21 protein-coding genes, 1 other RNA gene and 4 pseudogenes are annotated in these 26,656 nt (G+C 69.2%); 13 read left to right on the top strand and 13 right to left on the bottom strand.

Features of this window, described 5'->3' with window-relative positions; all coding sequences use genetic code 11:
- Both PGN37_RS21850 and PGN37_RS21845 read right to left on the bottom strand, forming a co-directional pair.
- A pseudogene (locus PGN37_RS21850) lies at nucleotides 1-1,043 on the bottom strand (alpha/beta hydrolase); the annotation flags it as partial.
- Between the two features lie 57 nt (nucleotides 1,044-1,100).
- Nucleotides 1,101-2,514: pseudogene (locus PGN37_RS21845) on the bottom strand (WS/DGAT/MGAT family O-acyltransferase).
- Between the two features lie 159 nt (nucleotides 2,515-2,673).
- Between PGN37_RS21845 and panB the strand changes: the two are divergent.
- Nucleotides 2,674-3,517: pseudogene (gene panB / locus PGN37_RS21840) on the top strand (3-methyl-2-oxobutanoate hydroxymethyltransferase).
- Between the two features lie 3 nt (nucleotides 3,518-3,520).
- On the opposite strand, the pseudogene PGN37_RS21835 reads toward panB, so the two are convergent.
- Nucleotides 3,521-4,301: pseudogene (locus PGN37_RS21835) on the bottom strand (enoyl-CoA hydratase/isomerase family protein).
- A 25-nt stretch (nucleotides 4,302-4,326) separates the two neighbouring features.
- Entirely contained in the window at nucleotides 4,327-6,108 is a 1,782-nt protein-coding gene (locus PGN37_RS21830) for a fatty acyl-AMP ligase (RefSeq protein ID WP_335333085.1), read from the bottom strand.
- A gap of 151 nt (nucleotides 6,109-6,259) precedes the next feature.
- Here PGN37_RS21830 and PGN37_RS21825 point away from each other — a divergent pair, with 151 nt between their 5' ends.
- Nucleotides 6,260-7,741, top strand: coding sequence for a CYTH and CHAD domain-containing protein (locus PGN37_RS21825; RefSeq protein ID WP_335333084.1), 1,482 nt, complete (start codon nucleotides 6,260-6,262; stop codon nucleotides 7,739-7,741).
- A 9-nt stretch (nucleotides 7,742-7,750) separates the two neighbouring features.
- Here the strand turns inward: PGN37_RS21825 and rnpB are convergent.
- Nucleotides 7,751-8,165: RNase P RNA component class A (rnpB, locus tag PGN37_RS21820), an RNA gene on the bottom strand.
- Between the two features lie 60 nt (nucleotides 8,166-8,225).
- Entirely contained in the window at nucleotides 8,226-9,524 is a 1,299-nt protein-coding gene (locus PGN37_RS21815; protein ID WP_335333083.1) for an HNH endonuclease, read from the bottom strand.
- Between the two features lie 54 nt (nucleotides 9,525-9,578).
- Here PGN37_RS21815 and PGN37_RS21810 point away from each other — a divergent pair, with 54 nt between their 5' ends.
- Nucleotides 9,579-10,205 (top strand): maleylpyruvate isomerase family mycothiol-dependent enzyme, encoded by a 627-nt coding sequence (locus PGN37_RS21810; RefSeq protein ID WP_335333082.1) that lies wholly within the window; start codon nucleotides 9,579-9,581, stop codon nucleotides 10,203-10,205.
- Here PGN37_RS21810 and PGN37_RS21805 read toward each other — a convergent pair.
- The gene (locus PGN37_RS21805; protein WP_335333081.1) at nucleotides 10,183-10,812 is read right to left on the bottom strand and encodes a class I SAM-dependent methyltransferase; all 630 of its coding nucleotides are present in this window, start codon (nucleotides 10,810-10,812) and stop codon (nucleotides 10,183-10,185) included. The two genes, PGN37_RS21810 and PGN37_RS21805, sit on opposite strands and share 23 nt — an antisense overlap.
- A complete protein-coding gene (locus PGN37_RS21800) occupies nucleotides 10,809-11,726 on the bottom strand; it encodes an NAD(P)/FAD-dependent oxidoreductase (protein WP_335333080.1) in 918 nt (305 codons plus the stop codon). The genes PGN37_RS21805 and PGN37_RS21800 overlap by 4 nt, the downstream gene beginning before the upstream one ends.
- A 47-nt stretch (nucleotides 11,727-11,773) precedes the next feature.
- On the opposite strand from PGN37_RS21800, the gene PGN37_RS21795 reads away from it, so the two are divergent.
- Complete coding sequence (locus tag PGN37_RS21795; protein WP_335333079.1) at nucleotides 11,774-12,358, top strand: helix-turn-helix domain-containing protein; 585 nt, start codon at nucleotides 11,774-11,776, stop codon at nucleotides 12,356-12,358.
- Here the strand turns inward: PGN37_RS21795 and PGN37_RS21790 are convergent.
- Genes PGN37_RS21790 through PGN37_RS21780 form a run of 3 tightly spaced genes read right to left on the bottom strand, consistent with a single transcriptional unit; the run spans nucleotide 12,349 to nucleotide 15,264 of the window.
- Nucleotides 12,349-13,410, bottom strand: coding sequence for a bifunctional RNase H/acid phosphatase (locus PGN37_RS21790; RefSeq protein WP_335333078.1), 1,062 nt, complete (start codon nucleotides 13,408-13,410; stop codon nucleotides 12,349-12,351). The genes PGN37_RS21795 and PGN37_RS21790 overlap by 10 nt on opposite strands.
- Nucleotides 13,407-14,144, bottom strand: coding sequence for a zinc ribbon domain-containing protein (locus PGN37_RS21785; RefSeq protein WP_335333077.1), 738 nt, complete (start codon nucleotides 14,142-14,144; stop codon nucleotides 13,407-13,409). The genes PGN37_RS21790 and PGN37_RS21785 overlap by 4 nt, the downstream gene beginning before the upstream one ends.
- Nucleotides 14,134-15,264 carry a Nif3-like dinuclear metal center hexameric protein gene (locus PGN37_RS21780; RefSeq protein WP_335333076.1) on the bottom strand — a complete coding sequence of 377 codons (1,131 nt, stop codon included), beginning with the start codon at nucleotides 15,262-15,264 and terminating at the stop codon, nucleotides 14,134-14,136. Before PGN37_RS21780 ends, PGN37_RS21785 begins: the two co-directional genes overlap by 11 nt.
- Before the next feature lie 88 nt (nucleotides 15,265-15,352).
- On the opposite strand from PGN37_RS21780, the gene PGN37_RS21775 reads away from it, so the two are divergent.
- Genes PGN37_RS21775 through PGN37_RS21765 form a run of 3 tightly spaced genes read left to right on the top strand, consistent with a single transcriptional unit; the run spans nucleotide 15,353 to nucleotide 17,327 of the window.
- Entirely contained in the window at nucleotides 15,353-16,030 is a 678-nt protein-coding gene (locus tag PGN37_RS21775) for an HAD-IA family hydrolase (RefSeq protein WP_335333090.1), read from the top strand.
- Nucleotides 16,023-16,517 carry a low molecular weight protein-tyrosine-phosphatase gene (locus PGN37_RS21770; RefSeq protein WP_335333075.1) on the top strand — a complete coding sequence of 165 codons (495 nt, stop codon included), beginning with the start codon at nucleotides 16,023-16,025 and terminating at the stop codon, nucleotides 16,515-16,517. The genes PGN37_RS21775 and PGN37_RS21770 overlap by 8 nt, the downstream gene beginning before the upstream one ends.
- Before the next feature lie 3 nt (nucleotides 16,518-16,520).
- The gene (locus PGN37_RS21765; protein WP_335333074.1) at nucleotides 16,521-17,327 is read left to right on the top strand and encodes an SURF1 family cytochrome oxidase biogenesis protein; all 807 of its coding nucleotides are present in this window, start codon (nucleotides 16,521-16,523) and stop codon (nucleotides 17,325-17,327) included.
- Here the strand turns inward: PGN37_RS21765 and PGN37_RS21760 are convergent.
- A complete protein-coding gene (locus PGN37_RS21760; protein WP_335333073.1) occupies nucleotides 17,281-18,240 on the bottom strand; it encodes a cobalamin biosynthesis protein in 960 nt (319 codons plus the stop codon). The two genes, PGN37_RS21765 and PGN37_RS21760, sit on opposite strands and share 47 nt — an antisense overlap.
- 36 nt (nucleotides 18,241-18,276) lie before the next feature.
- On the opposite strand from PGN37_RS21760, the gene PGN37_RS21755 reads away from it, so the two are divergent.
- From PGN37_RS21755 to PGN37_RS21735, 5 genes are all read left to right on the top strand, one after another.
- Nucleotides 18,277-19,986 (top strand): amidohydrolase, encoded by a 1,710-nt coding sequence (locus PGN37_RS21755; protein WP_335333072.1) that lies wholly within the window; start codon nucleotides 18,277-18,279, stop codon nucleotides 19,984-19,986.
- A 101-nt stretch (nucleotides 19,987-20,087) separates the two neighbouring features.
- Nucleotides 20,088-20,402 (top strand): DUF732 domain-containing protein, encoded by a 315-nt coding sequence (locus PGN37_RS21750; RefSeq protein WP_335333071.1) that lies wholly within the window; start codon nucleotides 20,088-20,090, stop codon nucleotides 20,400-20,402.
- Nucleotides 20,403-20,533: 131 nt separating this feature from the next.
- Nucleotides 20,534-21,415 carry a hypothetical protein gene (locus PGN37_RS21745; protein WP_335333070.1) on the top strand — a complete coding sequence of 294 codons (882 nt, stop codon included), beginning with the start codon at nucleotides 20,534-20,536 and terminating at the stop codon, nucleotides 21,413-21,415.
- A gap of 154 nt (nucleotides 21,416-21,569) precedes the next feature.
- Nucleotides 21,570-24,341 carry an AAA family ATPase gene (locus PGN37_RS21740; RefSeq protein ID WP_335333069.1) on the top strand — a complete coding sequence of 924 codons (2,772 nt, stop codon included), beginning with the start codon at nucleotides 21,570-21,572 and terminating at the stop codon, nucleotides 24,339-24,341.
- Nucleotides 24,342-24,360: 19 nt separating this feature from the next.
- Nucleotides 24,361-25,095 (top strand): MgtC/SapB family protein, encoded by a 735-nt coding sequence (locus tag PGN37_RS21735; RefSeq protein WP_335333068.1) that lies wholly within the window; start codon nucleotides 24,361-24,363, stop codon nucleotides 25,093-25,095.
- A 6-nt stretch (nucleotides 25,096-25,101) separates the two neighbouring features.
- Here PGN37_RS21735 and PGN37_RS21730 read toward each other — a convergent pair whose 3' ends face one another.
- A complete protein-coding gene (locus PGN37_RS21730) occupies nucleotides 25,102-26,001 on the bottom strand; it encodes an SDR family oxidoreductase (protein ID WP_335333067.1) in 900 nt (299 codons plus the stop codon).
- 78 nt (nucleotides 26,002-26,079) lie between these two features.
- Here PGN37_RS21730 and PGN37_RS21725 point away from each other — a divergent pair, with 78 nt between their 5' ends.
- The gene (locus PGN37_RS21725) at nucleotides 26,080-26,655 is read left to right on the top strand and encodes a TetR/AcrR family transcriptional regulator (protein ID WP_335333066.1); all 576 of its coding nucleotides are present in this window, start codon (nucleotides 26,080-26,082) and stop codon (nucleotides 26,653-26,655) included.
- Nucleotide 26,656 lies beyond the last annotated feature (1 nt).

The raw sequence follows: 26,656 nt of genomic DNA, 5'->3' as shown, positions 1-26,656 counted from the left end.
TTTCGGTGAGCGCTTGCGTCAGGTGGCGCCACAGGTTCGGCGAGTACAGCGGCAGGATCGTGCCGACCACGGCGTCGGAATAGCTCAGGCCGCGGGGGTCGGTCGTGGCGGCGGGCTTGTCGACCAGCGGCCACACCAGGGATTGGTAGACCTCGACGGCCTTGGCGGGATCGGTGCCCAGCGGGCAGTTCTCGTCCTTGGCGCAGTCGGCGGCGTAATCGTCGAACGCCTTCTGGAACGCGGCGGCCTGGCGGACGTCGGCCTCGAGTGGGTCGGCGTTGGGGTCGACGGCGCCGTCGAGGACCATCGCGCGCACCTTGTCCGGGTAGGCCTCGGCGTAGCCGGCGCCGATGCGGGTGCCGTAGGAGTAGCCCAGGTAGGTCAGCTTCTCGTCGCCGAGGGCTTGGCGCAGCGCGTCGAGATCTTTGACCACACTGACGGTGCCGACGTTGGCGAGGAAGTCCTTGCCCCATCTTGTCGACGCAGCGCTGCACGAACTCCTTGGTGAGCTTCTCCATGTGCGCCACCCCTTCAGGGGTGTAGGCCACCACGTTGTCGGCGCGCAGCCGGTCGTTGTCGGCATCGCTGTTGCACCACACCGCCGGTGAGGAGTTCGCGACGCCGCGCGGGTCGAAGCCCACCAGGTCGAACCGTTCGCGCAGCGACTCGGGCAGGGTCGCGAGCATGTTGGCGGCGGCGTTGACCCCCGATTCGCCGGGGCCGCCGGGGTTGACGATCAGCGAGCCGATCTTCTGGCCGGTGGCCTTGAACCGCACCACGGCGAGCTGCGCGACCTCACCGTCGGCGCTCTCGGGGTTGTCCCAGTTCACCGGGACCGACAGCAGGCCGCATTCGGCACCGGCGGGTATGCGCGAGCGGTCCGAGGGCCCGACGGGCTGGCAGGCGTTCCACTGGATCGGCGAGCCGGGGCGCGGGACCGCGAGCATGGCACGGCCGTCGACGACCTTGCTGCACCCGGCGACGAGCAGCATGACCGCCCCGAGGACGAGGCCGGATCGCACGATCCCGGTCATGAGCTTCATGGCAACACATGCTGCCATGACCGGGCATCTGCGCTGGCAAGGCGCGGTGGGGGCGGACTACTTCGTCGCGTCCAGCAGTTCGGCCAGCGCGACGTCGAAGTCGTCGGCCAGGTCCCACAGATCCGGCAGCAGCTCGGGGCAGGACACGATGCCGACGTCGAGGTTTGCCCGGACAGCGACATCACGGTGATGTTCAGTCCGGAGCCGTGGAAGATCGGCCCGAGCGGGTACATCGCCTCCACGCCACAGCCCAGCATGTAGAGCCGGCCCCTGGGGTCCGGGGCACGTTGGACACCACCAGGTTGTGCACCGGCCGGGCGCCGCTGATCCTGCTGCTGGCGTAGACCCCTCATCGCCGCGCCGAACACCGCGGGCGCGGCGAACTGCGTCCCAGTCCTGCAGCAGGGTGGCCGCGATCGCCGAACTGTGTTGTTTTGGCAACAGTATTCGCCTCGGCGATGGCTTTGAGCCGCTCGACCGGATCTTCGATGCTCGTCTCCAGCCGCGAGAACATCCCCGACACCTGGTTGCGGCCGGGGCCGGTCGGATTTCTCGTGCACCGACCACCGGCACCATCGCGATCAGCGAGTTTCTCCGGCAGTTCTCCACGATCGATCAGGAACGTCCGCAGCACACCGGACACCAGGGCCATCACCACGTCGTTGACCTTGACGCCGAAGTGGTTCTTGACGGTCTTGATGTCGTCGAGGTCCAGGTGGGGCGAACGCCACGTTGCGGTGTCCGGTCACGTTGGCGTTGAACGCGGTTTTTCGGGGCGACGAACGGGGGCGCCATCGTCATCCCGCTGCGGACGCGCCGAACCGTGTCGATCACCGTGGTCAGTGTGTTTGGCACCGCGTTTGACCAGTCCCCAGTGGCCGGCTCACGAAGCGCACCGCGCCGCTGACGGCGATCTCGAGATCGCTTCCGCCACCGGGCCCGGCGACGGGCTCGGGGGCGGGCGCGTCGGGTTCGGTCGTGCACAGTTTCGACATCAGGTTGGCGCCGGTGACGCCGTCGACGGCGGCGTGGTGCACCTTGGTCATCACCGCGATGCGGTCACGTGCGCCGTCATCTGCGGGGTCGCTCCCGAGGTTCTCGATCACCCACATCTCCCACAGCGGACGGGTGCGGTCCAGCGGCAGGGATGCGATGTGCCCGCAGATGTCGGCCAGCTCGTGCGGCCCGCCGGGGTGACGGCAGGCCCATTCGGTGCAGGTGCCGGTCGACGTCGAAGTCCTGATCCTCCACCCAGACCGGGTGGTCGAGATTGAATCGGTTGTCGGCCAGCTTTTCCCGGAACTCAGGCATCGCGCGGATGCGTTCGGCCAGCAGGTCCCGCAGCTTGGTGAACGAGTAGCCACCCGGCATCGTGGACGCGTCAAGCTCGAGGATCGAGCACACGTGCAACGGCTGCGCCGCGGTCCTCGAGGTACAGGAAACTGGCGTCGAGCCCGCTGAGCCGTTGCATCCGAAGATCGTAAGCGCGCCGAGGGTGGATGTGAGCAAATCCACTTAACGCGTTGTTTCAACTTCTGGTGACGTGATGGCAGACTTGACGGGTCAGCGGAACCCGGGGACCCGAAGCGGCCCTCGAGGATCCGAAACGACCACCCATCTGGAGACATCGATGTCTGAACAGAGTGTGTACGGCGCTGCCACGCAAACCGCCACTCCGCGGCCGAAAATCCGCACCCACCACCTCGCCACGTGGAAGTCCGAAGGCCACAAGTGGGCGATGCTGACGGCGTACGACTATTCGACCGCCGCGGTGTTCGACCAGGCCGAGATCCCCGTGCTCCTGGTCGGCGATTCGGCGGCCAATGTCGTCTACGGCTACGACACCACCGTCCCGGTGACGATCGACGAGCTGATCCCGCTGGTGCGCGGCGTCGTTCGCGGCGCACCGCACGCGCTGGTCGTGGCCGACCTGCCGTTCGGCAGCTACGAGGCCGGCCCCGCGCAAGCTCTGGCCACCGCTACCCGGTTCCTGAAGGAAACCGGTGCGCACGCGGTGAAGCTGGAGGGCGGCGAGCGGGTCGCCGAGCAGATCGCGACTCTCACCGCGGCAGGTATCCCGGTGATGGCGCACATCGGGTTCACCCCGCAGAGCGTCAACGGCCTGGGCGGCTTCAAGGTGCAGGGCCGCGGCGACGGTGCCGAGCAGACGATCCACGACGCGATCGCCGTGCAGGAAGCCGGCGCGTTTCGCCGTGGTGATGGAGATGGTGCCGGCCGAGCTGGCCACCCAGATCACCGGCAAGCTGACCATCCCGACCGTCGGCATCGGCGCCGGCCCCAACTGCGACGGCCAGGTGCTGGTCTGGCAGGACATGGCGGGCATGACCAGCGGACGCACCGCGAAGTTCGTCAAGCGGTTCGGTGCCGTGGGTGATGAATTGCGCCGCGCCGCAACGCAGTACGCGGCCGAGGTGGCCACCGGAGCATTCCCCGCCGAGGAACACTCCTTCTAGGCCTCAGGCGAAGTCGGGCCTGCGCTTGGCCAGGAACGCATCGACACCCTCACGGCCGTCGGCGGTTTCGGCGCGCCGGGCGATAAGGCGGCCTTCGAGTTCCATCTGCTCTTCCAGGCCGTTGCCGAAGCTGTCGTGCAGCAGCGCCTTCACGCCGCCGTTGGCGCCGCCGGAGGTGGTGAGCATCGCGGCGGCGACGTCGTCGACACGCGCGGCGAGCGCGTCGTCGGCAACGACCTCGGTGACCAGACCCCACTGCAGCGCCTCCTGCGCCCGCAGCGTCCGATTGGTCAACATCAGCTCCTTGGCCCGCGCCATCCCGACCAGACGCGGCAGCACGTAGCTGGCGCTGCCGTCCGGGGTCAGCCCGACGCGGGTGTAGGCCATCGTGAACGAGGCCGATTCCGCGGCGAGGATGAGATCCCCGAGCACCGCCAGCGAGAATCCCGCACCGGCCGCGGGGGCCGTTGACGGCGGTGATGACCACCGCGTCCATCCGTGCGAATGTCGAGATCGCGCGGTGCAGGTCGTCGGCGACACCCTTGAGGTGACGACCCCGATGGGGCGCGGACGCGAAGTCCTTCAGATCGCCGCCCGCGCTGAAGAACCGGCCGGCACCGGTGATGGTGACGACCTTGACAGCGGGGTCGTCGCACGCGGCGGCCGCATCCGCGAGTTCGCGCGCCAGCTCGGCGTCGATCCCGTTGGCGGCGTCGGGCCGGTTCAGCGTCAGGCGTACCAGGCCGGCGCTGCGTTGCACGTCGATGGTGTGGAAGTCGCTCACACCGGCGACGGTATCGCGCGTCGGTCTACAGAGCGCCCTCGAGATAGCGCGCCCGGCAGGCCCGGCGTGCCAACTTCCCGCTCGTGGTTCGCGGAATCACCCCCGCCGCAACGAGTTTGACGTCGGCGAGTGGGATGGCGTGGCGCCGCGAGACGGCAGCGCGGATGGCCTCGACGACGGGGGCGGCGTCGGCACGGCCCGCCGCGGGGGCGCGTTCTGCGACGATCACCACCTCTTCGCGGCCGACACCCGGCACGGAGAAGGCGGCGACGAAGCCGGTCCGCACCGCCTTGGAGGCCTCGGAGACCGTGGCCTCGATGTCCTGCGGGTAGTGATTGCGCCCGTCGACGATGACGAGATCCTTGACGCGCCCGGTGATGTGGAGCTGGCCGTCGATGTAGACGCCGAGGTCGCCGGTGCGCAACCACAGCGCACTCTCGGCCGCTCCTTCGGCATGGCTGTGCTCGGCCAGACGCGACTGCAGCTTGTTGTGGAAGGTCAGTTCGGTCTCGTCGGTGCGGTTCCAGTAGCCGCGGCCGATGTTGTCGCCGTGCAACCAGATCTCACCCACTCGCCCGTCGGGCAACTCGGAGTCGGTCTGCGGGTCGACGATGACCGCCCATTGGCTGCGCGCGATCTGCCCGCACGAGACGCTCACCACGGCCTCGGAGTCCTCGGCGCTGACTTGGATCGCTTCTCCCCCGCCCAGCGCGTCCCGGTCGAGGTGTACCGCGTTCGGCGCGGTACCGAATTCGGTGGTGGAGACGAACAGGGTGGCTTCGGCCATCCCGTAGGACGGTTTGATGGCCGCCGGATCGAGTCCGTAGGGCGCGAACGCAGCGACGAACGCGTCGACCGATGACATGCTGACCGGCTCGGAGCCGTTGATCAGACCGGCCACGTTGCTCAGATCGAGCTCGTCGCCGGCGGGCGGGCGGCCGCGCTGGGCGGCGAGCTCGAACGCGAAGTTGGGCGCCGCCGCGAAGGTCGGCTTGTCCGACGCGCCGAGCTCGCGAATCCAGCGGTACGGCCGCCGGACGAACGCGACGGGCGACATCAGCGTGATGTGGGCGCCCACCAACGCCGGGAACATGATCATCAGCAGACCCATGTCGTGGAACAGCGGTAGCCAGCTCACGCTGCGGGTGTTCCAGTCCAGACCCACGGATTCGATCATCTGCACCACGTTGGTCGCGGCGCCGCGATGGGTGATCTCGACGCCGGCCGGGGTCCGGGTGGACCCGGAGGTGTACTGCAGGTAGGCGATGTCGTCGGTCGCGATACGGGCGGGCGTGAAGTGCTCGCCGACGGCGTCGGGCACAGCGTCGACGGCGATCATCCGCGGCCGTCGTTCCCGCGGGATCGTTCGCAGGAAGTCGCGCACCGCGGCGGCGGCCGCCGTGGTGGTCAGCACGACGGTCGGCTGCGCGTCGCCCAGGACAGCGTCGAGGCGTTCGGAGTGGCCGGGCAGTTCGGGGGCGAACAGCGGAACCGCGATGCCACCGGCCTGGATGGCGGCGAAGAAACCGACCACGTACTCCACGCCTTGCGGCGCCAGGATGGCGATGCGGTCACCGGTGTCGATGACCTGCTGGAGCCGCGCGCCGACAGCGCGTAGTCGGGTGCGCAGCTGCGACCAGTTCAGCTCGACCGTGCAGTCGCGCTCGTAATCGAGGTAGCGGTAGGCGGGCGCGTCGCCGAACCGTTCGGCGTGGCGATCCATGAACGACGTCAGCGTGACTCCGGCAGGAATCTCGATGTTGCCTTCGGCATCGAGATAGTCCTCGAGCCTCATGTCTGGACTCATAAGAGAATTGTAAGAGTTCCTCAGGCTTCTGCGTACACCTGTCCCGCGAGTCTGGTGTCGGGTCGATTCCGATTCGATAACGGCAGCCGGGTTTGCGGTTCATCTCGGTGTGGCAATCTTGTGGCCCCCTCCCGCTGAAACGAAGGTGTTCATGCCCGCCCGACCGTCCGATATGTCCAGGTACACCGAGACCGAGCGCAAGTTCGACGTCGACGACGAGACGGTCAGCCCGTCGTTCGACGGGCTCGCAGCGGTGTCGCGCGCCGAGCGGTCGCCATCACAGTCGCTCGACGCTGTGTACTACGACACATCTGATCACGACCTGGCCCGGCACCGCATCACGCTGCGGCGCCGCACGGGTGGTCCTGATGCCGGATGGCACCTGAAACTGCCTGCGGGACAGGACAGTCGCACCGAGGTGCGGGTCCCCCTCGAGGACGGTACGCCGGCGCATCCGCAGGTGCCCGACAGCCTGCGCGATGTCGTCCTCGCGATCGTCCGGGATCACGGGCTGGCTCCGGTGGCGCGGATCAGCACCGCGCGTGAGGTCACGATGCTCTACGGCGCGGACGGATCGCCGGTGGCAGAGTTCTGCGACGACCACGTGACTGCGGGTGCGGTGGGTGGCGAGGAGCAGCGCTGGCGGGAGTGGGAACTCGAACTCGCCGAGGGCGCCGACCGCGGACTGTTCAAGCCGCTGACTCGTCGTCTGCTCGATGCGGGGGCTCACCCGGCCGGGCACGGCTCGAAGTTGGCCCGGGTGCTGGCGACTCCTGCCGAGGAAACTCCGGAGGTGCCGGACGATCCGGTGCATCGCGCGGTGGCCGAGCAGGTCTCCGAGCTCATCGAGTGGGACCGCGCCGTACGGGCGGACGTGTACGACTCGGTGCACCAGATGCGGGTGACGACGCGCAAGATCCGCAGTCTGCTGCAGTCGTCGGAGGGCGCTTTCGGCATCGACGACGACTCGTGGGTGCTCGCGGATCTGCGCGAACTCGCCGGAGTGCTCGGGGTGGCACGGGACGCTGAGGTGCTGGCCGAGCGGTATGAACAGGCACTGGACGAGCTGGGAGAAGACCTCGTGCGGGGGCAGGTGCGCGAGCGGCTGGTGGAGGGCGCCAAGAAGCGGTACCAGACCGGGTGGAAGCGGTCGCTGGCGGCGATGCGCACACCACGGTACTTCCGGCTCTTGGACGCGCTGGAGGAGCTGACGACGGCCGAGCCGCCGCTCGCTCCAGGTGAGGAGCGCGCCGAGGTGACGATCGCCTCGGCGTACAAGCGGGTGCGCAAGGCCGAGAAGAAGGCCCGCGACGAGGAGGGTGGCGAGCACGCCGACGAGGCGCTGCACAAGATCCGCAAGCGCGCCAAGCAGCTCCGCTACACCGCTGCGGCGACCGGGAAATCGAAGGTGGCTGATCGGGCGAAAGCCATCCAGTCGCTGTTGGGCGACCACCAGGACAGCGTGGTGAGCAGGGCCCACCTGAGCAGGCAGGCCGAGCAGGCGCACGCCGCGGGCGAGGACACGTTCACCTACGGGTTGCTCTATCAGCGGGAGTACGACCTGGCGCTGCGCTGCGAAGAGCAGGTGTCCGACGCGCTCGCGGAGTTGGCGAAGGCCGTCAAGAAGGCCTGACCCGAAGGGCGGATGAGCCGGCCTGTAAGCCGGATTCTGTTCTCCGCCGCCATCTCTGGCGGCGAAGCGGCGACCATCCATCTGGGCACACCGTCGCCGGGTGCCTCGAGCGGCCTACCCGCAGACTCGGGCGAGCAGCCCTCGGGCGTCTGCGCTGCCGCGCCCCCACGCGACATTCTTGGCCTTGCTTCGGGTGGGGTTTGCCGAGCCGCTCCGGTCACCCGGAGCGCTGGTGCGCTCTTACCGCACCGTTTCACCCTTACCACCGCATGGGTGGCGGTCTGCTTTCTGTGGCACTTTCCCGCGAGTCACCTCGGATTGCCGTTAGCAATCACCCTGCTCTGTGAAGTCCGGACTTTCCTCGAACCACCTCAGCCGTACCCCTGTTCGGCGTGTGATGGCCCGCGGCCGCCCAGCCAGCTCATCCGCCCTGACAACGTAGCGCCTGCAGCAGCGATTCCGGTAACGAACGCCCGTCGCTCGGTCAGGCGGAGCGTTTCAGGTGAGTGCTCAGTTCGACGATGTCGATGCTGAGTCCTCCTTCGATGACGCTGTAGCGGCGTCTCGTTGGTGGTCCGGGTAGTGGTGGTGCGGTGGAGTGGTAGGTGGCGCCGGTGGGGGTTCGGTAGTCGGCGCTGTGCCGGCCGTCAGTCTGGGTGGTGGTCACCTGCCAGCCGGGGGCTTCTTTGGCGTAGTTGCAGGCGGCGCAGGCACCGAGGCCGTTGAGCGCTGAGGTGTGGCCGCCGTGGCGGGCGGGGGTGGCGTGGTCGCGGTGGCGGATGGGGGCATCGCAGTAGGGGGTGCGACAGGTCTGGTCGCGCAGCCCGATGAACATGGCCAACCCTTTCGGGAAGATCCGGGCCCGTGATTCCATCGCGACCAGTTGTCCGCTGGCGGGGTGGCGGTAGAGCCGCCGCAGCGTTGAATTGGCGGTCTCGTCGGTGATGGTGTTGGAGACCAGGTCGCGCACCACCGCCGCGGGGACGGGTCCGTAGCCCTCGATCCAGCCGGGCGAATCGTCGTCGCCGAAGAGGGTGGTGTCGGCCATGACGAGGTTGACCGAGATCGGCACCGGCGCCTCGGCCGGGCGGGCGGTGACCCGCTGGTAGAGGGTGTCGGTCATGACTTGTCCGCGGGGACGCCCATCCCCACACAGATCCGCCTCGCGTCGCAACGCGGCGTAGACCCCGATGCCTTGGGACAGCGGCATCACCGCGGTCACGTACACCATGCCGTTGGGGGCGGGCCGGGTCGACACCCGCGCGGAGGCCGCCGCCCGCTCCTTGCGTTCCACGACCGCGGCCGCGTCGAGGCGGGCGGCAATCGCGGCCGCGGCCGCCTCGATCCGCGTATTCCCCAACCCGACCAACGCATCCTGGTCGGCGCACAGTTCGACATCCAAGGCCTGGCGGTCCTCGATGGTGAGGCAGGCGGAGTGTTTGACGATCAGGGTGGCCCGCCACTCGGTCAGCACTCCGGCTTCCAGTGCGGCCAGAGTGTGGGGCATTTCCTCGACCAACGCCCGCGCGAATCCGAGATGCTGGCCGCCGCGGGCCGGGGAATTCAGGCGCGCCAACGCCACTTCCGAGGCCAACCCCCGACCCCGCTTCCGCGCTGGCACTCCCGTCTCAGCCTCAGAAGCCCGTCGTTTCTGCGCCCACAGGGCGGTCGCTCGTGCCTGCGCCGCGGCAGCTTCCGCTTTCAATTGTTCGCAGCGGGTGACGACCTCGCGCAGCTCGGCCTCCGAGGCCGACCCATCGATATCGAACACCTGTGCGAACATGAAACCGACGCTACACCGCGCCACCGACAACTTGACCTGTCACAGTTGAGGGCGGTGTATTCAAAGACGGAGTGGGCGACCGCGGAGCGGCAGGAGTTCGCCGACCTGCTGGACTGCCTCGACGACGAGCAGTGGAGCGCACCCAGCCTGTGCGGCGACTGGCGGGTCCGCGACGTCGGCGCTCACCTGGTGGCCTACCTCGACCGCAGCCGAGCGGGCTTCTTCGCGAAGATGGCGCTGCACCTCGGTCGCGTCGATCGGCTCAACACCGCGGACGTCACCCGCCTGTCGAAATGGTCACGCGAGGACATCATCGACGCCGTCCGCGCCAACGCCGAGCCCCGAGGTGTCAGTTCAGGATTCGGCGGTCGTATTGCCTTGACAGAGTGCATGATCCACCAGCAGGATGTCCGCCGACCGCTGAGGATTCCACGCACCATCGCCTCCGGCCCACTGCTGGCGGCTCTCGACTTCGCGCGAATCGCGCCGCTCATCCGTGGCGCGATCCGGACCCGTGGCCTACAGATGATCGCCACCGATGTCGACTGGACGGCGGGGCACGGCCCCGAAGTGCGAGGTCCGGGCGAAGCCGTGCTCATGGCGATGGCGGGCCGCCCCGATGCGCTGCCGCAACTCAGCGGGCCGGGCGTACGCGAGCTCAGCCGTCGACTCGACGCCTGAGCACGATCAGGTTGTCGATCAGCACCGCCTGCTGCCCGTCCGGCCCCACGGCGTCTCGCTCAACGGGCCCCGCACGCAACTGTTCCCATTCCCCCGGAATCTGTGCCAGCACCCCGTCGACAGTCGGGAACTCGTGGTCGTGATGCAGGTTCGCCCAAGGTGGAGCCGCGCCGTGGTCGACGACGATCAGCACCCCGCCGGGCGCGACGGCGCGCGCGGCGGCGCCGAAGATGCGCTCCCGATCCAGCCGCACCATCGACTGCAGGAACTGCGCCGACACCAGATCGAACGTCCCCTCCGGGAAGTCGTCGGACAGGTCCATCTGCCGGAACGTCACCCGCTCGGCGATGCCCCGTCGCGCGGCTTCCTCCACGGCACGGCCCAAGGCCGTCTCCGAGATGTCCACCCCGAGAACGTGCCAACCCTTCTCGGCCAGCCACAGCACGTCAGCGCCTTCGCCGCAGCCGAGATCGAGCGCCCGGCCGGGCGAGAGGGCACCCGCCACCTCCGCGAGCCAGGTGTTGACCCGTCCACTCCAGATACGTTCTCGCTCTGCGTATCTGGCTTCCCACACCGACTTTGCGTCCAGATCGCCATCCGTGCTCATACGTCCTCCTCCACAGCACTGCGAACAATCGAGGCCGCGGCAGCCGAACCCGAGGCCACCGCGGCAGCCACCTGCGGCATCTGCGCGCTCACATCCCCCGCGGCAAACACCCCGGGCACCGAGGTCTGCCACATCGCGTCGACCGCAACGGATTCCTCGGAGATAGGGCCCGGCGGCGCGAACGCCACCCCGAGCGCTCGGGCCAGCCCGTTGCGCTGATGCAGTGTGGTCGCGACCAGCAATCCGCGTCGGTTCAGCGATCCGCCGTCGGTAAAGACCACGGCATCTAACTGCCCCTCGGCACCCGTCACCCGCGTCAGCAGGCGCTCGTCGATCGCGATGCCGTGTGCGGCCAGCTGCGCACGCCCGGCGTCGTTCACGTCCGCAGGACCGTTCGAGAGCACCACCACGTCGTCGCTCCAGCGCGTCAACAGCACCGCCATGTGGACCGCGCGCTCCCCCTGCGCGAGCACCGCGAGCGGCTGATCCCGCACCTCCCAGCCATGACAGAACGGGCAGTGGAACACCGGCCCACCCCAGAACTCGTCGAGCCCGGCGACATGCGGCATCTGATATCGCATACCCGAGGCAAGCAGCACGCGCCGCACCTCTTCGACACCGCCGCCGGCCAGGCCGATCGTGAAGCCACCTTCGTGCGCGGTCGCCGATGTGACCTCACCGTCGCGTACCTCCACCGACGGGTATCGCGACAGTTCCTCGCGACCCGTCGCATACAGCTGCGCCGGTGGCACTCCGTCGAAACCGAGGAGCCCGCCGATGCCGTGCGCGGCCCGGTTGCTCTGCGCGCCGGCGTCCACCACCAGCGTGCGCATCCGGGCCCGGCCCAACACCAGCGCCGCACTCAGGCCGGCTGCCCCGCCGCCGATCACCACACAGTCCCATCGCGTCGTCATGCCACCACCTTGCTCGAGGTCGACACGATCTGCCAAGCTTCATTGCCATGCAGGCAAACGACGACGACGGGGTGGACGCGCGGGTGCGGCGCAGACTGCGCGATCTGCGCACCCAGCGGGGCATGACCCTCGACGATGTGGCCACCAGGTCCAGCATCGACGTGTCCACGTTGAGCCGACTGGAGTCCGGCAAGCGCAGGCTCGCGCTGGATCACCTGCCGCGGCTGGCCCGAGCCCTGTCGGTCAGCACCGACGAACTGCTGCGCGAACCCGATGTCGACGACCCGCGGGTACGCGGCGGCGCTCACACCCGGAACCAGATCACGTTCTGGCCCTTGACCAGTCAGGGTCCGGCGGGCGGACTACACGCCTACAAGATTCGCGTCAGCGCACGCCGGCGCACCCCGCCCGAACAGCTCCCGGTGCACGAGGGCCACGACTGGATGTACGTGCTGTCCGGCCGCATGCGACTCCTGCTGGGCGATCGCGACTTCACCATCAAACCCGGTGAGGCCGTGGAGTTCTCGACGTGGACCCCGCACTGGTTCGGCGCCGTCGACGGACCCGTCGAGGCGATCGCGCTCTTCGGCCTCCACGGTGAGCGCGCGCACCTGCACACCGATCACAAATAGGCGGTCTGGTTCACCAGCCGTACCGACGCCGCACCGTCGGGATAGAACTCGGCGATCGACAGTGATGCCAGATCCAGGTGGAGCCGGTACAGGATCGCCGGGCCGGCATCCAGCGCCACCCGCAACAGTGTCTTGATGGGTGTCACGTGCGAGACGACGAGCACGGTCTGGCCGGCACGTTCGGCGAGCAGACGCTGCTGCACGCGGGTGATCCTGTGCGCCACCGCATCGAAGCTCTCCCCACCGGGCGGCGCGACGGCGGTGTCGGCCAGCCAGCGTCGATGCAGCTCGGGATCCCGCTCGGAGGCCTCCCGGAACGTCAGCCCTTCCCATCCACCGAAGTCGGTTTCGATCAGATCGTCGTCGACCTCGACATCCAGTCCGAGCGCACCTGCGGCCGCTGCGGCTGTGTCGTGCGCCCGCTGCAGCGGGGATGACACCACCGCGTCGATGCCGCCCACCTCGGACAGATAGGCAGCCGCGGCCTTTGCTTGCCGCACACCGAGTTCCGTCAGGTCCGGGTTGCCGCGGCCGGAGTAGCGGCGCTCCACCGACAGCGGCGTCTGCCCGTGCCGCAGCAGCATCAGCCGTGTCGGTGCGCCTTTGGCCCCCGTCCAGCCGGCCGGGTTCACCTTCACCGCTTCGGATTCCGCGGCGGCGTCCATGGCCTGGTTGGCCAGCGCGTCAGCTGCACTGTTCTGCTCGCGGGGAATCCAGGAGTAGCTGACACTCTCGAAGGCGGCCGCACGTTCCTGGGCCTGCTGGTGCAGTACAGCGAGATCGGGATGCTTGACCCGCCAACGCCCAGCCATCTGTTCCACGACGAGCTTCGAGTCCATCCGGACCTCGACGTCGGTCGCGCCCACCTGTGCGGCGGCCTCCAAACCCGCGATCAGGCCGCGGTATTCGGCGACGTTGTTCGTGGCCCGACCGATCGCCTCCTTGGCTTCTGCGAGGACCTCGGCGCGATCAGCCGACCACACGACAGCGCCGAACCCGGCCGGACCGGGGTTACCGCGTGATCCCCCGTCGGCCTCGATCAGCACCTTCACGCGCCGGCGCCCTTGACCCGCAGCAGGATTGCCGAACACTCAGGGCACCGCAGCACCTCGTCGTCCGGCGCGGCAGCGATGCGTGCCAGTTCTCCCCTGTCGATCTCGAGTCGGCACGCGCCGCACCGCCGTCCCTGCAGCGTCGCCGCACCCGTCCCGCCACGCGCGCGTTGACGCTCGTACATCGACACCAGAGACTCGTCGATCGTGGCGACGAGTTCCTCACGCCTCGAACGTGCTTGGTGAGCGAGCTGCGCGAGATGCGTGCGCGCCGAATCGCAGTTGCGTTGAGCATCGGTCATCGCGCTCTGCAGGTCGTCGATACCGGCCAGCTCCCGATCCTGGTCACCGGCCAGTTCTTCGCGCCGCTCCATCACTTCCAGCAGCGAATCCTCGAGACTGGCCTGCCGGCGCTCCAGCGTGTCGAGTTCGTGCTGGATCTCGGTGAGCTGCTTGGCATCCACCGTGCCGCCCTCGAGCAGGCGCCGGTCGCGGTCCTCCCGCTGACGCACACCGTCGATCTCGCTCTCGAACTTGGCGATCTGCGCATCGATGTCGGCGAGCGCGAGCTGGACGACGGCCAGCCGGTCGTTCGCCTCGTGGTGCGCGGCCTGGGCCTCCTCCAGCTTCGACTGCTCCGGCAGGTTCTTCAGCCGGTGGTCGAGCCGACCGATCTCGGCGTCGAGCTCGGCGAGCTCGAACACCAGACGTTGCTGCGCCACTTCAGCTTTCATGCGAACATTCCTCGACATTCCATGGGTCGGTGCGCACCGGGGACACCGTGACGGGCACGTCGGCGAAGTGCCGGCGCAGGAGTGCGGCAGCCTGGCCGCACCACGGATACTCACTGGCCCAGTGCGCGACGTCGACGAGCGCGACACCGGATGAGCGCCGATGCTCGTCTGCGGGGTGGTGGCGCAGGTCCGCGGTCACGTACGCCTGCACATCCGAGCGGGCGACCTCGCCGAGCAGGGAGTCTCCCGCCCCGCCGCACAGCGCCACCCGCGACACCATCGCGTCCGGATCACCGGAGGCGCGAACCCCCCACGTCGTGGCGGGCAGCCCGCGGCGCACTCGGGTGACGAACGCGCGCAACGGTTCTGGTTCGGTCAGCGCCGCGATGCGGCCTAGCCCGGTGCCGTCGGGTGCCGACTCGACGGCGACGACGTCGAACGCGGGCTCCTCGTAGGGATGTGCGGCGCGCAGGGCGGCGAGCACCGCCGCGCGGCGGGACCGCGGAGCCACCATCTCCACGCGGTCCTCGTCGACCTGTTCGACGGTGCCGACGGCACCGATGGCGGGCGAGGCTCCCGCGAGCGGCAGGAACTGGCCGACGCCGGCCACGCTCCAACTGCACTGCGCGTAGTCACCGATCTGACCGGCTCCCGCGTCGAACATCGCGGCCCGCACGCCTGCGGCACTCTCCCGCGGTGCGTAGACACCCCACTTGTCGAGTGCCGGACTCGCCGACTCGGGCGACAGAACGTCGGTGACGGTCAGCCCGAGAGCCTCGGCGAGGGCGTCCGAGACGCCGGGCGCCGCGCTGTCGGCGTTGGTGTGCGCGGTGAACAAGGCACGTCCGGTGCGGATCATCGCGTGCAGCAGCGATCCCTTGGCGGTGTCGGCCGCCACCGTGTCCACGCCGCGCAACAGCAGGGGGTGGTGGGCGAGCAGCAGTCCGCGGTCCGGCACCGTCGTCACCACGTCGGGCGTCGCGTCGACGGCGATCGTGACCGACTCGACCGGCTCGGCGGGATCTCCACACACCAGACCGACGGAGTCCCAGCTCTGCGCCAGCCGTGGCGGGTAGGCCGCATCGAGTACCTCGATGACGTCGGCGAGACGCACCGTCATCGCATCACCTCGGGACTTGCCACATCACGACAGTAGTGCGCGGGTCCAGCCAGTCCCGGCATCAGGGACAATGGATCGCGTGACGGACATGGTGGACAGCGCAACCGGGGTGACCCAGGTGCGCCGAGGCGATCTGGTGATCTTCGATCTGGACGGCACGCTGACCGACTCCGCCGAGGGCATCGTCGCCAGCTTCCACCACGCGCTGGCCGCCATCGGCGCACCGGTGCCCGAGGGCGACCTGGTGAGCCGCATTGTCGGTCCGCCGATGCGCCACACCCTGGAGTCGATGGGCCTGGGCGAGCAGGCGGGCGAGGCGATGGCCGCCTACCGTGCCGACTACACGACCCGCGGCTGGTCGATGAACCGCCCGTTCACCGGCATCCCGGACCTGCTCACCGACCTGACTCAGGCGGGCGTGCGGCTTGCAGTGGCCACCTCGAAGGCCGAACCCACGGCGCAGCGCATCCTGGAGCACTTCGGACTCGACGGCTTCTTCGAGGTCATCGCCGGGGCCAGCGTGGACGGCAGCCGGGCCCGCAAGGCCGACGTCGTGGCGCACGCGCTGGCCCAGCTGGCGCCGCTGCCGGAGCGCGTCGTGATGGTCGGCGACCGCAGCCATGACGTCGAGGGTGCCGCCGCCCACGGTATCGGCACGATCGTCGTCGACTGGGGTTACGGCCGGGCAGACTTCACGGGGCCGGCCAGCCCCGCCCTGGCCCACGTCGCCGACGTCGCGGCGCTGCGCGAGGTGCTGGGTGTCTGATCAGCTGCACGTGACCTTCAACTGCTCGGGCAACATCTGCCGCAGCCCGATGGCCGAGAAGATGTTCGCCCACCAGCTCCGTGAGCGCGGCCTGGCCGACGCCGTCCGCGTCACCAGCGCGGGCACCGGCCACTGGCACGAGGGTGAGCCGGCCGATCGCCGGGCCGGCGTCACGCTGCGTGAGCACGGCTATCCGAGTGCGCACCGCGCCACCCAGATGACCGAGGACCACCTCGACGCCGATCTGGTGGTGGCGCTGGGCCGTAACCATCTGCGCATGCTCTCCGAACGCGGTGTACCGACCGACCGGCTGCGGATGCTGCGATCGTTCGACCCGCGTTCAGGCAAGCACGTTCCCGACGTCGACGACCCGTACTACGGCACCCAGGACGACTTCGAGGCCGTGCTCGCGGTCATCGACGCCGCTCTGCCCGGCCTGCACGCCTGGGTCGACGAGCAGCTGGCCGAGCGGCGGCAGGCGGGCTGAGGAATGCGCCGACTCGCCTTCCTCCTGCGCCCGCAGTGGCTGGCGCTCTACGTCGTGGTGATCGCCTTCGCCTACCTGTGCTTCACCGTGCTCGCGCCGTGGCAGCTCCACAAGAACACGAAGACGTCGCGGGAGAACGCCCAGATCTCGGCGTCGCTGAATGCCGATCCGGTTCCGTTGACGTCACTTCTGCCGCAGCAGGATTCGTCAGCGCCGGAACAGCAGTGGAAGCGCGTGACGGCCACGGGGCGGTACTTGTCCGGCGCCCAGGTGGTGGCCCGGCTGCGCGTGATCGACAGCGATCCCGCGTTCGAGGTGCTGGTGCCCTTCGCCGTCGACGGCGGGCCGACGGTGCTCGTCGATCGCGGCTATGTGAAGCCGGTGACCGGCTCCGCGGTGCCCGAGATCAGCCCCGCGCCCACCGAGCCGGTCACGATCACGGCCCGGCTGCGCGACCCCGAACCCGTCGCCGTCGGCAAGGAGCCGTTCCGCGACGCCGGTGTGCAACAGGTGTATTCGATCAATCCCGGACAGATCTCCGCGCTCGTCGGGGTCCCGCTGGCCGGGTCCTACCTGCAGCTGGTCGAGGACCAGCCGGGCGGACTCGGCGTCGTCCCGCTACCGCGCCTGGAGGCCGGACCGTTCCTGTCCTACGGCATCCAGTGGATCGCGTTCGGCATCATCGCCCCGATCGGGGTGGGCTATTTCGTCTATGCCGAGGTGCAGGCCCGGCGTCGCGAAAAAGCCGCGCCGGCCGAGCCGGTCACCCCCGAGGACAAGCTGGCCGACCGGTACGGCAGGCGACGCTGACGGCGAGCGCCGCAGCCGCGATCTGAACGGCCCGCGACAGCCGCACGGCCCGCCGCAGGTCATCAGCATCGGGCGCCCCTCCGGTGCCCAGGCTGGGGCGGATCTCCAGTTCGTGGGCGTACTGGGTGGGCCCGCCCAGCTGGATTCCGAGCGCCCCGGCGAAGGACGCCTCGGCGACACCGGCGTTGGGGCTGGGATGGCGGGCGGCATCGCTGCGCCACGCCCGAATCGCGCCCAGCGATGAGCCGCCCACCAGCGGGGCGCAGATCACGACGAGCAGGCCCGTCAGCCGGGCCGCCGCGAGGTTCAGCAGATCGTCGAATCGGGCTGCTGCCCAGCCGAATCGGCGGTAGCGAGCAGACTTGTTGCCCACCATCGCGTCCAGCGTGTTGGCCGCGCGGTACAGCAGCACACCGGGAGCGCCGCCGACGGCAGCCCACAGCAGTGGCCCCACCTGCGCGTCGGAGGTGTTCTCCGCGATCGACTCGAGCGCTGCGCGGGTGAGTCCCGCCGCGTCGAGCACCGACGGGTCGCGTCCGCACAGGGACGGCAGCAGCTCGCGCGCCGCGGCCAGGTCACCCCGACCGTCCAGGTCGGCCATCTGATCACCGGTGCGGGCGAGTGAGGTTCCGCCCAGCGCGGTGAACGTTGCGGCCGCGACCCAAGCCATTCTGGCGGCACCAGTGGTGCGGCGGCTCACTCCGGCGGCCGTCAGCGTCACGGCGCTGAGCAACGAGCCCGCGTACACCACGCCCGCTCCCCGACTGTCCGCATAGCAGCGGCGCTCGAACGCTGCCGCACCGCTACCGAAGAACGCCACCGGATGACCTCGCCGCGGATCCCCGAACGCCGCGTCGGCGAGCACGCCGAGCGCGATCCCGGCGGCACGGCTCCGGCAAACTGCTGCGAACACCACGGCAGCTTGTCACATCGGTGTCAGACTGTGCCCATGGCCGACGTGATCGTGACCGCAGGAACAGTCATCACGATGGACGAGGCCGTGCCGCGCGCGCACGCCGTCGCAGTGTCCGGCGGACGCATCGTCGCAGTGGGCAGTCTCGACGAGTGCCGCGCCGCGCTGCCCGGCGCCGAGGAGATAGACAGCGGAGCCGCCGCCTTGGCGCCGGGATTCGTTGAGCCGCACAGTCATCCGTTGATCAGCGGAATCGCCACCGAGGCCCCTGCCCGCTCGATCGCGCCGTGGGTTGCGACGTCGTGGGCCGAGGTGCAGCAGATCTTCGCCGACGCGCTGGCCCACACCGATCCCGACACTCCGCTGTGGTTCGCCGGCTACGACGCACTGCTACACGGACATCCGTCACCCAAAGCCGACGAGCTCGACGAGATCTTCGGCGATCGCGTCACGGTGGTCACCGACAACTCCGGACACGGCGTGTATTTCAACTCGGCGCTGATCCGCTCCCGCGGCTGGGACACCGCCCCGCCGGCCGATCCGGTCGCGAGTCACTTCGGCCGCAACGCCGACGGGACGCTGAACGGGCAGGGTTTCGAGCTGCCCGTCGTGACCGCGGTGACGATGCCGCTGCTGACCCAGATGGGCGACCCGCTGGCGTCGGCGGCCAGCTACTACGCGCTGATGGCGCGCGGTGGCTACACCTCGACCTCGGACATGACCTACGACCCGAAGTTCGCCGCCGGATACGAGGCGCTGGCGGCAGCTCCCTCGTGCCCGCTGCGGGTGAGCATGTGGGAGATGTCGGTCACCGACACGTATTGGGAGCCAACGACATTCACGACCGGTGAGGAGTGGTTGACCAAGTCGGGAGTCAAGCTGTGGACCGACGGGTCCCCGTGGGTGGGCAACATCGCGATCTCGTTCCCCTACCTCGACACCGAGGCCACCCGCACCGCAGGCATCGATCCCGCAGTGGCAGGCGGGGCGCGCTCGATGAACTACAGCCGCGAGCAGCTCGATGCCATCCTCGACAAGGCGGCACCGGCGGGCTGGCAGATGGCGTTCCACGCCAACGGCGACCTGGCACTGGATCTGGCGTTGGACGCCTACGAGGACGCACTGCAGCGCCACAACCTGCTGGGCACCGACCACCGCTGGCGGTTGGAGCACTGCGGGGCCGGAACCCGGGAGCATTTCGATCGCGCGGCCCGGCTGGGGGTGCACGTGTCGATGGCGCCGTTCCAGTACTACTACTGGGGCGAGTTGCTCGACGGCGCGATGTTCGATCCCCGCTACGGCGCGCGGTGGGCGGCGTTCGCCGACGCCGTGGACTCCGGGGCGTGTGTCTCGCTGCACAACGACGGGTCGGTGTCGCCGCCGACGCCGATCGTCAACATCGCCACGACGGTGACCCGACGTACCCGCAACGGCACGGTGCACTGCCCGGAGCAGTCGATCTCGCTGGATCAGGCGTGGCGTGCGCAGACGATCGATGCGGCCCGCACATTGGGCCGCGAGCACCTCGTGGGGTCGATCAGCCCCGGCAAGCTCGCCGATTTCGTCGAGTTGACCGCAGATCCGTGGGAGGTCGAGCCGACCACGCTGATCGACACCGTGCAGGTGGCCGGGACCTGGTTGGGCGGCCGTCGCGTCGACCTCGACGAGTTCCTCGGTGCCGTGCGCGCCGGTGACAACGCCGAGCACGCACACCTGGCGGAACGCAAGGCCACCGGGTGCTGCTGACAATGCTCCCGCCGAGAAAGTCAGGTCATCACCCGATATCCGGCGGTGACCGCCGGCGCTAACGTTCGCGTGATCTGCCCGGCTCACCGAAAGGACCACCCATGTGGTCGATCACCGTCTCCTGCGCTGCGGCGGCAGCCGCCATCGCTCTGGCCACCGCGGCGGCTCCCGTGGCCTCGGCCGAGCCGCGTGACGTCTTCCTCGACGAGCTGGCGACCCTGAACATCGTGCTGCCGGGCGCCACCGTCGCCGACACCGTCGGCGCCGGGTATCACACCTGCGATCTGTTACGAAGCGGCACAACGGTTCTCGACGCGATGGACGCGGCGGAACGTGACTACATGCTGCCGCCCGGAGAGGGGACGCTGTTCGTCAGCGCCGCCACCACCAACCTGTGCCCCGACTTCGCCGGCTGACGAGGATTTCAGGTGTTCACCCGATGCCACCATCGGCGTGACGTGTCACCTTTCTGTGTGTCCGCCGTCTAGAGCGGGCAGTCAATCGACGCGGTCCAGCTGATCGTGTCGTCGTTTCTGGGGAGATCATCGTGACACGACAACGCTGGCTCGCAGCCCTTCTCGCGTGCGCTGCCGTCCTGCTGACGGGGCAGGTGCTCGTCGGTACGCCGGCGGCCCACGCCGATCCGCTCGACCCGATCAGGGCCGCGGTCAACAACGCGCGACAGGGTTCGCCGTGCGGGCCGCTGAAATACAACATCGCCCTCGAGGGTGAAGCGCAGGCGGCAGTCGGCAACAGGGCGCCGGGTGTCCCGCCCGCGGGCCAGTACAACGGCAAGGTCACCCTGGTCACGGCGTATGGTGATCCCCAGGCTGCAGCCATCGGAGCGTTGATGGGCAAGGAGGTCAACGCTGCGCTGCGCGACTGCTCCAACACCGAATTCGGTGTCGGCTTCATCCGTGATGAGGACAAAGAGGACGACGCCGTTGCGGTGGCGATCGGCGCTCCGCCGGCCGCACCCGCGGCACCAGCCGCACCCGCACCCGCCCCGCCGGTCCAGTGCCCTCCGGGCTCGACCAGCCCCACGGTTCCCGCGGGCCAGCAGTGCACCGCGGCACCCAAGCCCGACGTCGCGTGCCCCGACGGCAAGACCGTCCCGGCAGGAGCGGAGTGCCCGGCACCGACCAACGCCGTACGTGTGTCGTTCAGCAAGGGCCTCGGCATCTGGAAAGTCAATGTTGCGAACTCCGCGGATATCAGCGGTCAGTGCACATACAACGCCATCAGCGACAACGGAACGCCGGGCGCATCAAGGAATTTCGCTATCGCCGCAAAAGGCACCGCCGACTTCACCGTCCCGGCGCCGCTGCTGCTGACCTCCTACCACGTAGTGACCTCGTGCACGGGCACTTACGCGGGCAAGACGGTCGAGTTCGGGCACGACGAACAGGACGTCTCGCTCGGCTCTTGATGACGCAGCATCCGACACGGCCCGACCCTCGCGCGGGCCGTGTCGGCTGTTGTCGTTCCCTTTTGCCAACGATCAAATATGACACTCAAGTCCGAGATGAGGCTTTTCTGCCGTTCGGCTGGCGATTTGCCATCAGGGCTGTCATTCTGCAGCCGTGTGGGGATTGGTCGAGCGGCCTGCCGTAGAACGCATCACCGCGGACTTCCTGGCGGCCGCCGCTGACCGACCGGCCATGCTGGTGATCGAAGGCGAACCGGGTATCGGCAAGACCACCGCATGGCGCGAGATCATCGACCGCGCTCAGCGTTCCGGCTTCCGCGTGCTGCGGACTCGGCCGTCGGCAGCCGAAACGGGGGTGGCGTATGCCGGCCTGGGCGACCTGCTCGACGGCGTCGACGCACAATTGCTGGACATCCTGGCCCCGCCGCAGCGGGCCGCGCTCGACCACGTCCTGCTGCGCGGCGGCGCCGACGCCGAGCCGGTGTCGGCCCGCGCCGTGGCGTCGGCCACCCTGGCATTGCTCGCCGCACTGACCCGACAGGCGCCGGTGCTGCTGGCCGTCGACGACGCCCAATGGCTCGACTCCTCGACCAGGTTCGTGCTCGGCTTCGTGCTACGGCGTCTCGACCTGAGCATCGGCGCGCTCGCGACAGTGCGTTCCGGACACCGAAACACTCCGGCGACGGCGTGGTTGTGCGACGCTGCTCCCGCATGGTCGACGAACATGTCGTTGCCGCACTTCACGGTCGACGACGTCGACGTCCTCATCGGCAGCGCACTGCACCGGCGGGTACCGCGCCGCACCCTCAACCGCATTCACGAATTGTCCGGGGGCAACCCGTTCTACGCGCTCGAATTCTCCCGGACCCTGACCGACGACGGTGAGCTCCGGGTCCCGGCGTCACTGGTCGACCTCGTCGGGACGCGGGTCGCAATCCTCGACGACGAGGTGCGTCGGGCGCTCCTCGTCGTCGCGGCGACGACGGGGGCCACGGTCGAGTTGGTGGCCGAGGCTGTCGACGTGCCGACGTCCCACGCTGCGGCACTGCTGGAAGAGGCAGAATCGCAGGACATCGTCACGCTGTCCGGCCACCGCGTACGGTTCGTCCACCCACTGCTCGCGCACGCGGTGTACACCGGCGCCGCCCCCGCAGACCGTCGAACGATCCACCGGCGGCTTGCCGAGTCGGTGCCCGAATCCGAGTCCCGGGCACGGCATCTCGCGCTGGGTTCGATCGTTGGCGACGCCGCCACCACCCGCGCCCTCAGCGACGCCGCCGACATCGCGTTGAGCCGCGGGGCGCCCGCCGCGGCGGCCGAACTGCTCGATCTGGCGGAGTCGCTGGGCGACGACGACCCGGCCTTGCGAATCCGATCGGCCACAGCGCATTTCGACGCCGGTGATGCCGCCCGCGCCGAATCGGTGTTGCAGGGGGTACTCGACACGGCGAAGTCCGGTCCGGAGCGCGCGGGCGCCGCTATGGTGCTGGCGCGAATCCGTATCTACGGCAACGGCTTCAGCGACGCCCGCGACGTACTGGTCCGCTTCGAACCCGAAGCCGCCGACAACCCGGAACTGTCCGTCCGGATGCGGGTGCTGCTGGCTTACTGCCTGTACAACACAGGCCGTATGCGGGACGCGCAGGACTGCGCGCGGGCCGCCGCCGACGAGGCACAGTTGCTCGAGAGCCCCGGGCTGCTCGCCGAGGCCCTGGGCATGCAGATGATGATCGACTTCGTCTGCGGCCTGGGCGTCGACCTCGCCGTACTGCGCGAGGTGGCGACCACGGAGAGTGTCGACGGCCGGTCGATCCCGCTGGCATTCCGGCCCTCCGCACTTCTGGCGGTCGCCGAGTCCTGGACGGGGAACCTCGACGAGGCATTCGCGCGATTCCAGCGCATCCGGCAGCGCTGCCGTGATCTCGGCGAGGAAGGAGAGGTGTGCTACATCGACTTCCACCTCGCGCTGCTCGAGACGTGGCGAGGTAACCACGAGGCGACCGCCGACATCTGTGCCGAGTTGGCCGCGGGAGCGCAGCACCTCGACGACGGGTACATCGCCTTCAACAGCCTGGTCGTCGGTGCGTATCACGCGGCACACACCGGAGATGTGGACACGTGTAGGGCGATCGCCACTAAGGCCTACGCCATCGGCCGCCGCGTGGGTGCGATCCGGATGAGCCAATTGGCCCTGGACAGCCTGGGATTCGTGGAAGTCGCCCTCGGCGACTACGCAGCGGCACTGCGGACGCTCGCTCCCTCGGTCGAGCACCTGCACAACGCGCCGGAATTCACCGAGATCGTGGTCGCCTGCGGCGTCCCCGACGCCATCGAGGCCATGGTGGGGCTGGGCCGCACGGCCGAGGCAACCGAGTTGGTCGACATGATGGAGCGCAACGGCCGCCGGCTCGACCGCGCGTGGATGCTCGTCGTCGCGCTGCGCGGCCGGGCGCTGGTGCTCGCGGCGGCCGGTGACCTCCACGGCGCCGAGGTCGCGCTGGCGGACGCGATGGTCCAGCACGACCGGTTGCCGATGCCATTCGAGCGGGCCCGAACTCTGTTCGCCCGCGGTCAGATTCATCGCCGGCGCCGACGACGGGCACTGGCGCAGCACGACTTCGGCGAGGCCGTGCGGATCTTCGAGACGGTGGGGTCGCCGCTGTGGGCCTCCCGCGCCCGCGCCGAGCTGACGGCCGGGCCGGCCCTGTCGACCCACGGCAACCTCACCGGCGCCGAGCACCGCGTGGCCGAGCTGGCCGCCACCGGGATCACCCAGCGCGCCATCGCCGATGCGCTCTTCGTCAGCCCCAAGACGGTCGACTCGCACCTGCGCAGCATCTACCGCAAGCTCGGCGTCCACTCCCGCGGCGAGCTGGTGCACCGGTTGTCGCGACCCGGCCCGCCCGGTGCACCCAGTCAGCAGTGAGGCGCGCTAGCTTGTCACCATGCTGACGCTGCTCGCCGATCCGCCGTTCTTCGGCGGGCCGGGCCAGGGGACCCGCCAGATCGTTGAGCTGTTCGTGGCGTTCGGGCTGACGGCGCTGATCGGCCTGGAACGTGAATTGCAGGGCAAGAGTGCGGGTTTGCGCACACAGACGCTCGTGGGGACCGCCGCGGCGCTGATCCTGCTGGTGAGCAAGTACGGGTTCGGCGACGTCCTCGTCCCCGGCCTCGTCGTCGTCGACCCGTCGCGCGTCGCGGCGCAGATCGTCACCGGTATCGGTTTCCTGGGCGCGGGCATCATCATCTTCCGGCGCGGTTCGGTCCACGGCCTCACGACGGCTGCCGCTGTCTGGGAGTCCGCGGCGATCGGCATGGCCGCCGGTGCCGGTCTGCTGCTCCTCGCGTGCACCGTCACGGCGATGCACTTCCTCATCATCTTGGGGTTCCTGCCGGTCGTGCGGCGGCTGGCCAATCGGCTGGGCGGCGCGATCACGCTGCACATCACCTACGAGGACGGCCGTGGTGTCTTGAGGCAGGTGCTCGAAGCCTGCAGCCGAAGGAACTGGCAGCTCACCGAACTGTCGGCCGACCCGGCTGGGGAACCGCTCGGTGCACCGAGCGGTCATGTCGGCGTGCAACTGACCCTGGCCGGCTCGGGAATCCTGCGCGCGCCCATCGTGCTGGCCGACATCGACGGCGTCTCGGGCATCCGCCAACTCGACGGCACACCCGACTGAATCCCGCTACGCGGTCGGCGCGTAGGCGCCGCCGGCGATGTCTTCGACCAATGTCGGACCGGTCGGCGTCCAGCCCAGAAGACGTTGCGTCGCAACGCTCGTCCCCGTCATGTCGGCGCTGAAGAATCCACCGATCCAGCCGTAGTGCTCGGCGATGTGGTCCGGCGGGATGGCGGCGACGGGAAGGCCGAAGGCCGCTCCGATCGCCTCGGCGATCACCGTGGTCGGCACGCCCTCTTCGGCCACGGCATGCAGGCGCGTACCGGTCGGCGCTTTCTCGAGACCGAGCACAACCATCCGGGCCGCGTCGGACACGTGCACTGCCGCCCACCGATTGCGTCCATCAGCCGGATAGCCCGACACCCCGCGTTCGCGCGCGATCTCACACAACCGGTTGATGAAGCCGTGGTCGCCGGTGCCGTGCGTGGTGGGCGAGAACCGCAGCGCGACGGAGCGGACTCCGCGCTCGGCGAAGTCGAGCAGCAGGTTCTCACTCCCGCCGCGCGGCGCCTGGGGGCCGTGGAACGGCGAGGGATCGTCCTCGGTTGCGGGCCAGCCGTCGGTGAGGCCCATCAGCCCGGATGCGAGCAGGAAGGCCTTACCGGTGCCGGCGAGTGCGTCGCCGATGGTCTGCGTCGCGGCCCGTTCGGCGGCGTTCGTGGCGGCCATGTTCGCCCAGTCGTGCTTGTTGGCGAGATGGACGACGGCGTCGGCGGACCGGGCGCTGGCGCCGATGAGGTCGAGGTCGTCGAGATCGCCGCGCGCGACGGCCACCCCTTTGGCGTCGAGCGCGGCGGCGGAGGCATCGGAGCGGGCCAGGCCGCTGACGGTGTGGCCGGTGGCGAGTAGCTCGTCGACGACGGCGCTGCCGATCCATCCGGATGCTCCGGTGACGAAAACGTGCATGCTGCTCCCTCGTGATGTCAGTGACTGACTTCGACCGTACACTCGAAGTCAGTCACTGTCATCACTAGACTGCGGCGCATGGCGAGGTGGGAGCCCGGCACGGCGGAGCGGCTACAGGACGCCGCGCTGGGCCTGTTCGCTGCCCGCGGTTACGAGCAGACCACCGCAGGCGACATCGCCGAGGCCGTCGGCCTCACCGAGCGCACGTTCTTCCGCCACTTCACCGACAAACGCGAAGTGCTGTTCGGCGGCCAGCAGGCATTCACCGACGCCTTCCTCGCAGGGCTCGCCGACGCACCCGACGACGCGTCGGCGACCGACCTGGCGATGCGCGCGTTGCGCTCGTCCGCAGCGTTTTTCGACGACGATCGCCGCTCACATTCCCGGCTGCGCCAGTCGGTCATCGACGACAATCCCGCGCTGCAGGAACGCGAAGCGCTCAAGCTTGCCTACCTCGGACGCACCCTGGCCGACGAGCTCCGCGCCCGCGGGATCGAACCTCTGGCTGCCGACGTTGCAGCCCACCTCGCGGTGATGGCGTTCGGTATCGCATTCGCGCAGTGGATTAGCGAGGGCGAAGAGCGCTCCTTCACCGACGTCACGACGGACGTGGTGCGCGAAGTGGGGGCGGTGGCAGCACAACTCGAGCCATGAA

Origin of the sequence: Mycobacterium kyogaense, from assembly GCF_036946525.1 — a bacterium.
GTDB classification, from domain to species: domain Bacteria; phylum Actinomycetota; class Actinomycetes; order Mycobacteriales; family Mycobacteriaceae; genus Mycobacterium; species Mycobacterium kyogaense_A.
This window is presented reverse-complemented; position numbering and strand designations above follow the sequence as displayed.

What these genes read in the sequence shown, in the direction of transcription:
- PGN37_RS21830 (WP_335333085.1), bottom strand. Translation starts at nt 6,108, where the DNA reads ATGAGTCCAGACATGAGGCTCGAGGACTATCTCGATGCCGAAGGCAAC.
- PGN37_RS21825 (WP_335333084.1), top strand. Translation starts at nt 6,260, where the DNA reads ATGCCCGCCCGACCGTCCGATATGTCCAGGTACACCGAGACCGAGCGC.
- PGN37_RS21815 (WP_335333083.1), bottom strand. Translation starts at nt 9,524, where the DNA reads ATGTTCGCACAGGTGTTCGATATCGATGGGTCGGCCTCGGAGGCCGAG.
- PGN37_RS21805 (WP_335333081.1), bottom strand. Translation starts at nt 10,812, where the DNA reads ATGAGCACGGATGGCGATCTGGACGCAAAGTCGGTGTGGGAAGCCAGA.
- PGN37_RS21800 (WP_335333080.1), bottom strand. Translation starts at nt 11,726, where the DNA reads ATGACGACGCGATGGGACTGTGTGGTGATCGGCGGCGGGGCAGCCGGC.
- PGN37_RS21795 (WP_335333079.1), top strand. Translation starts at nt 11,774, where the DNA reads ATGCAGGCAAACGACGACGACGGGGTGGACGCGCGGGTGCGGCGCAGA.
- PGN37_RS21785 (WP_335333077.1), bottom strand. Translation starts at nt 14,144, where the DNA reads ATGAAAGCTGAAGTGGCGCAGCAACGTCTGGTGTTCGAGCTCGCCGAG.
- PGN37_RS21780 (WP_335333076.1), bottom strand. Translation starts at nt 15,264, where the DNA reads ATGACGGTGCGTCTCGCCGACGTCATCGAGGTACTCGATGCGGCCTAC.
- PGN37_RS21775 (WP_335333090.1), top strand. Translation starts at nt 15,353, where the DNA reads ATGGTGGACAGCGCAACCGGGGTGACCCAGGTGCGCCGAGGCGATCTG.
- PGN37_RS21765 (WP_335333074.1), top strand. Translation starts at nt 16,521, where the DNA reads ATGCGCCGACTCGCCTTCCTCCTGCGCCCGCAGTGGCTGGCGCTCTAC.
- PGN37_RS21755 (WP_335333072.1), top strand. Translation starts at nt 18,277, where the DNA reads ATGGCCGACGTGATCGTGACCGCAGGAACAGTCATCACGATGGACGAG.
- PGN37_RS21750 (WP_335333071.1), top strand. Translation starts at nt 20,088, where the DNA reads ATGTGGTCGATCACCGTCTCCTGCGCTGCGGCGGCAGCCGCCATCGCT.
- PGN37_RS21735 (WP_335333068.1), top strand. Translation starts at nt 24,361, where the DNA reads ATGCTGACGCTGCTCGCCGATCCGCCGTTCTTCGGCGGGCCGGGCCAG.
- PGN37_RS21730 (WP_335333067.1), bottom strand. Translation starts at nt 26,001, where the DNA reads ATGCACGTTTTCGTCACCGGAGCATCCGGATGGATCGGCAGCGCCGTC.
- PGN37_RS21725 (WP_335333066.1), top strand. Translation starts at nt 26,080, where the DNA reads ATGGCGAGGTGGGAGCCCGGCACGGCGGAGCGGCTACAGGACGCCGCG.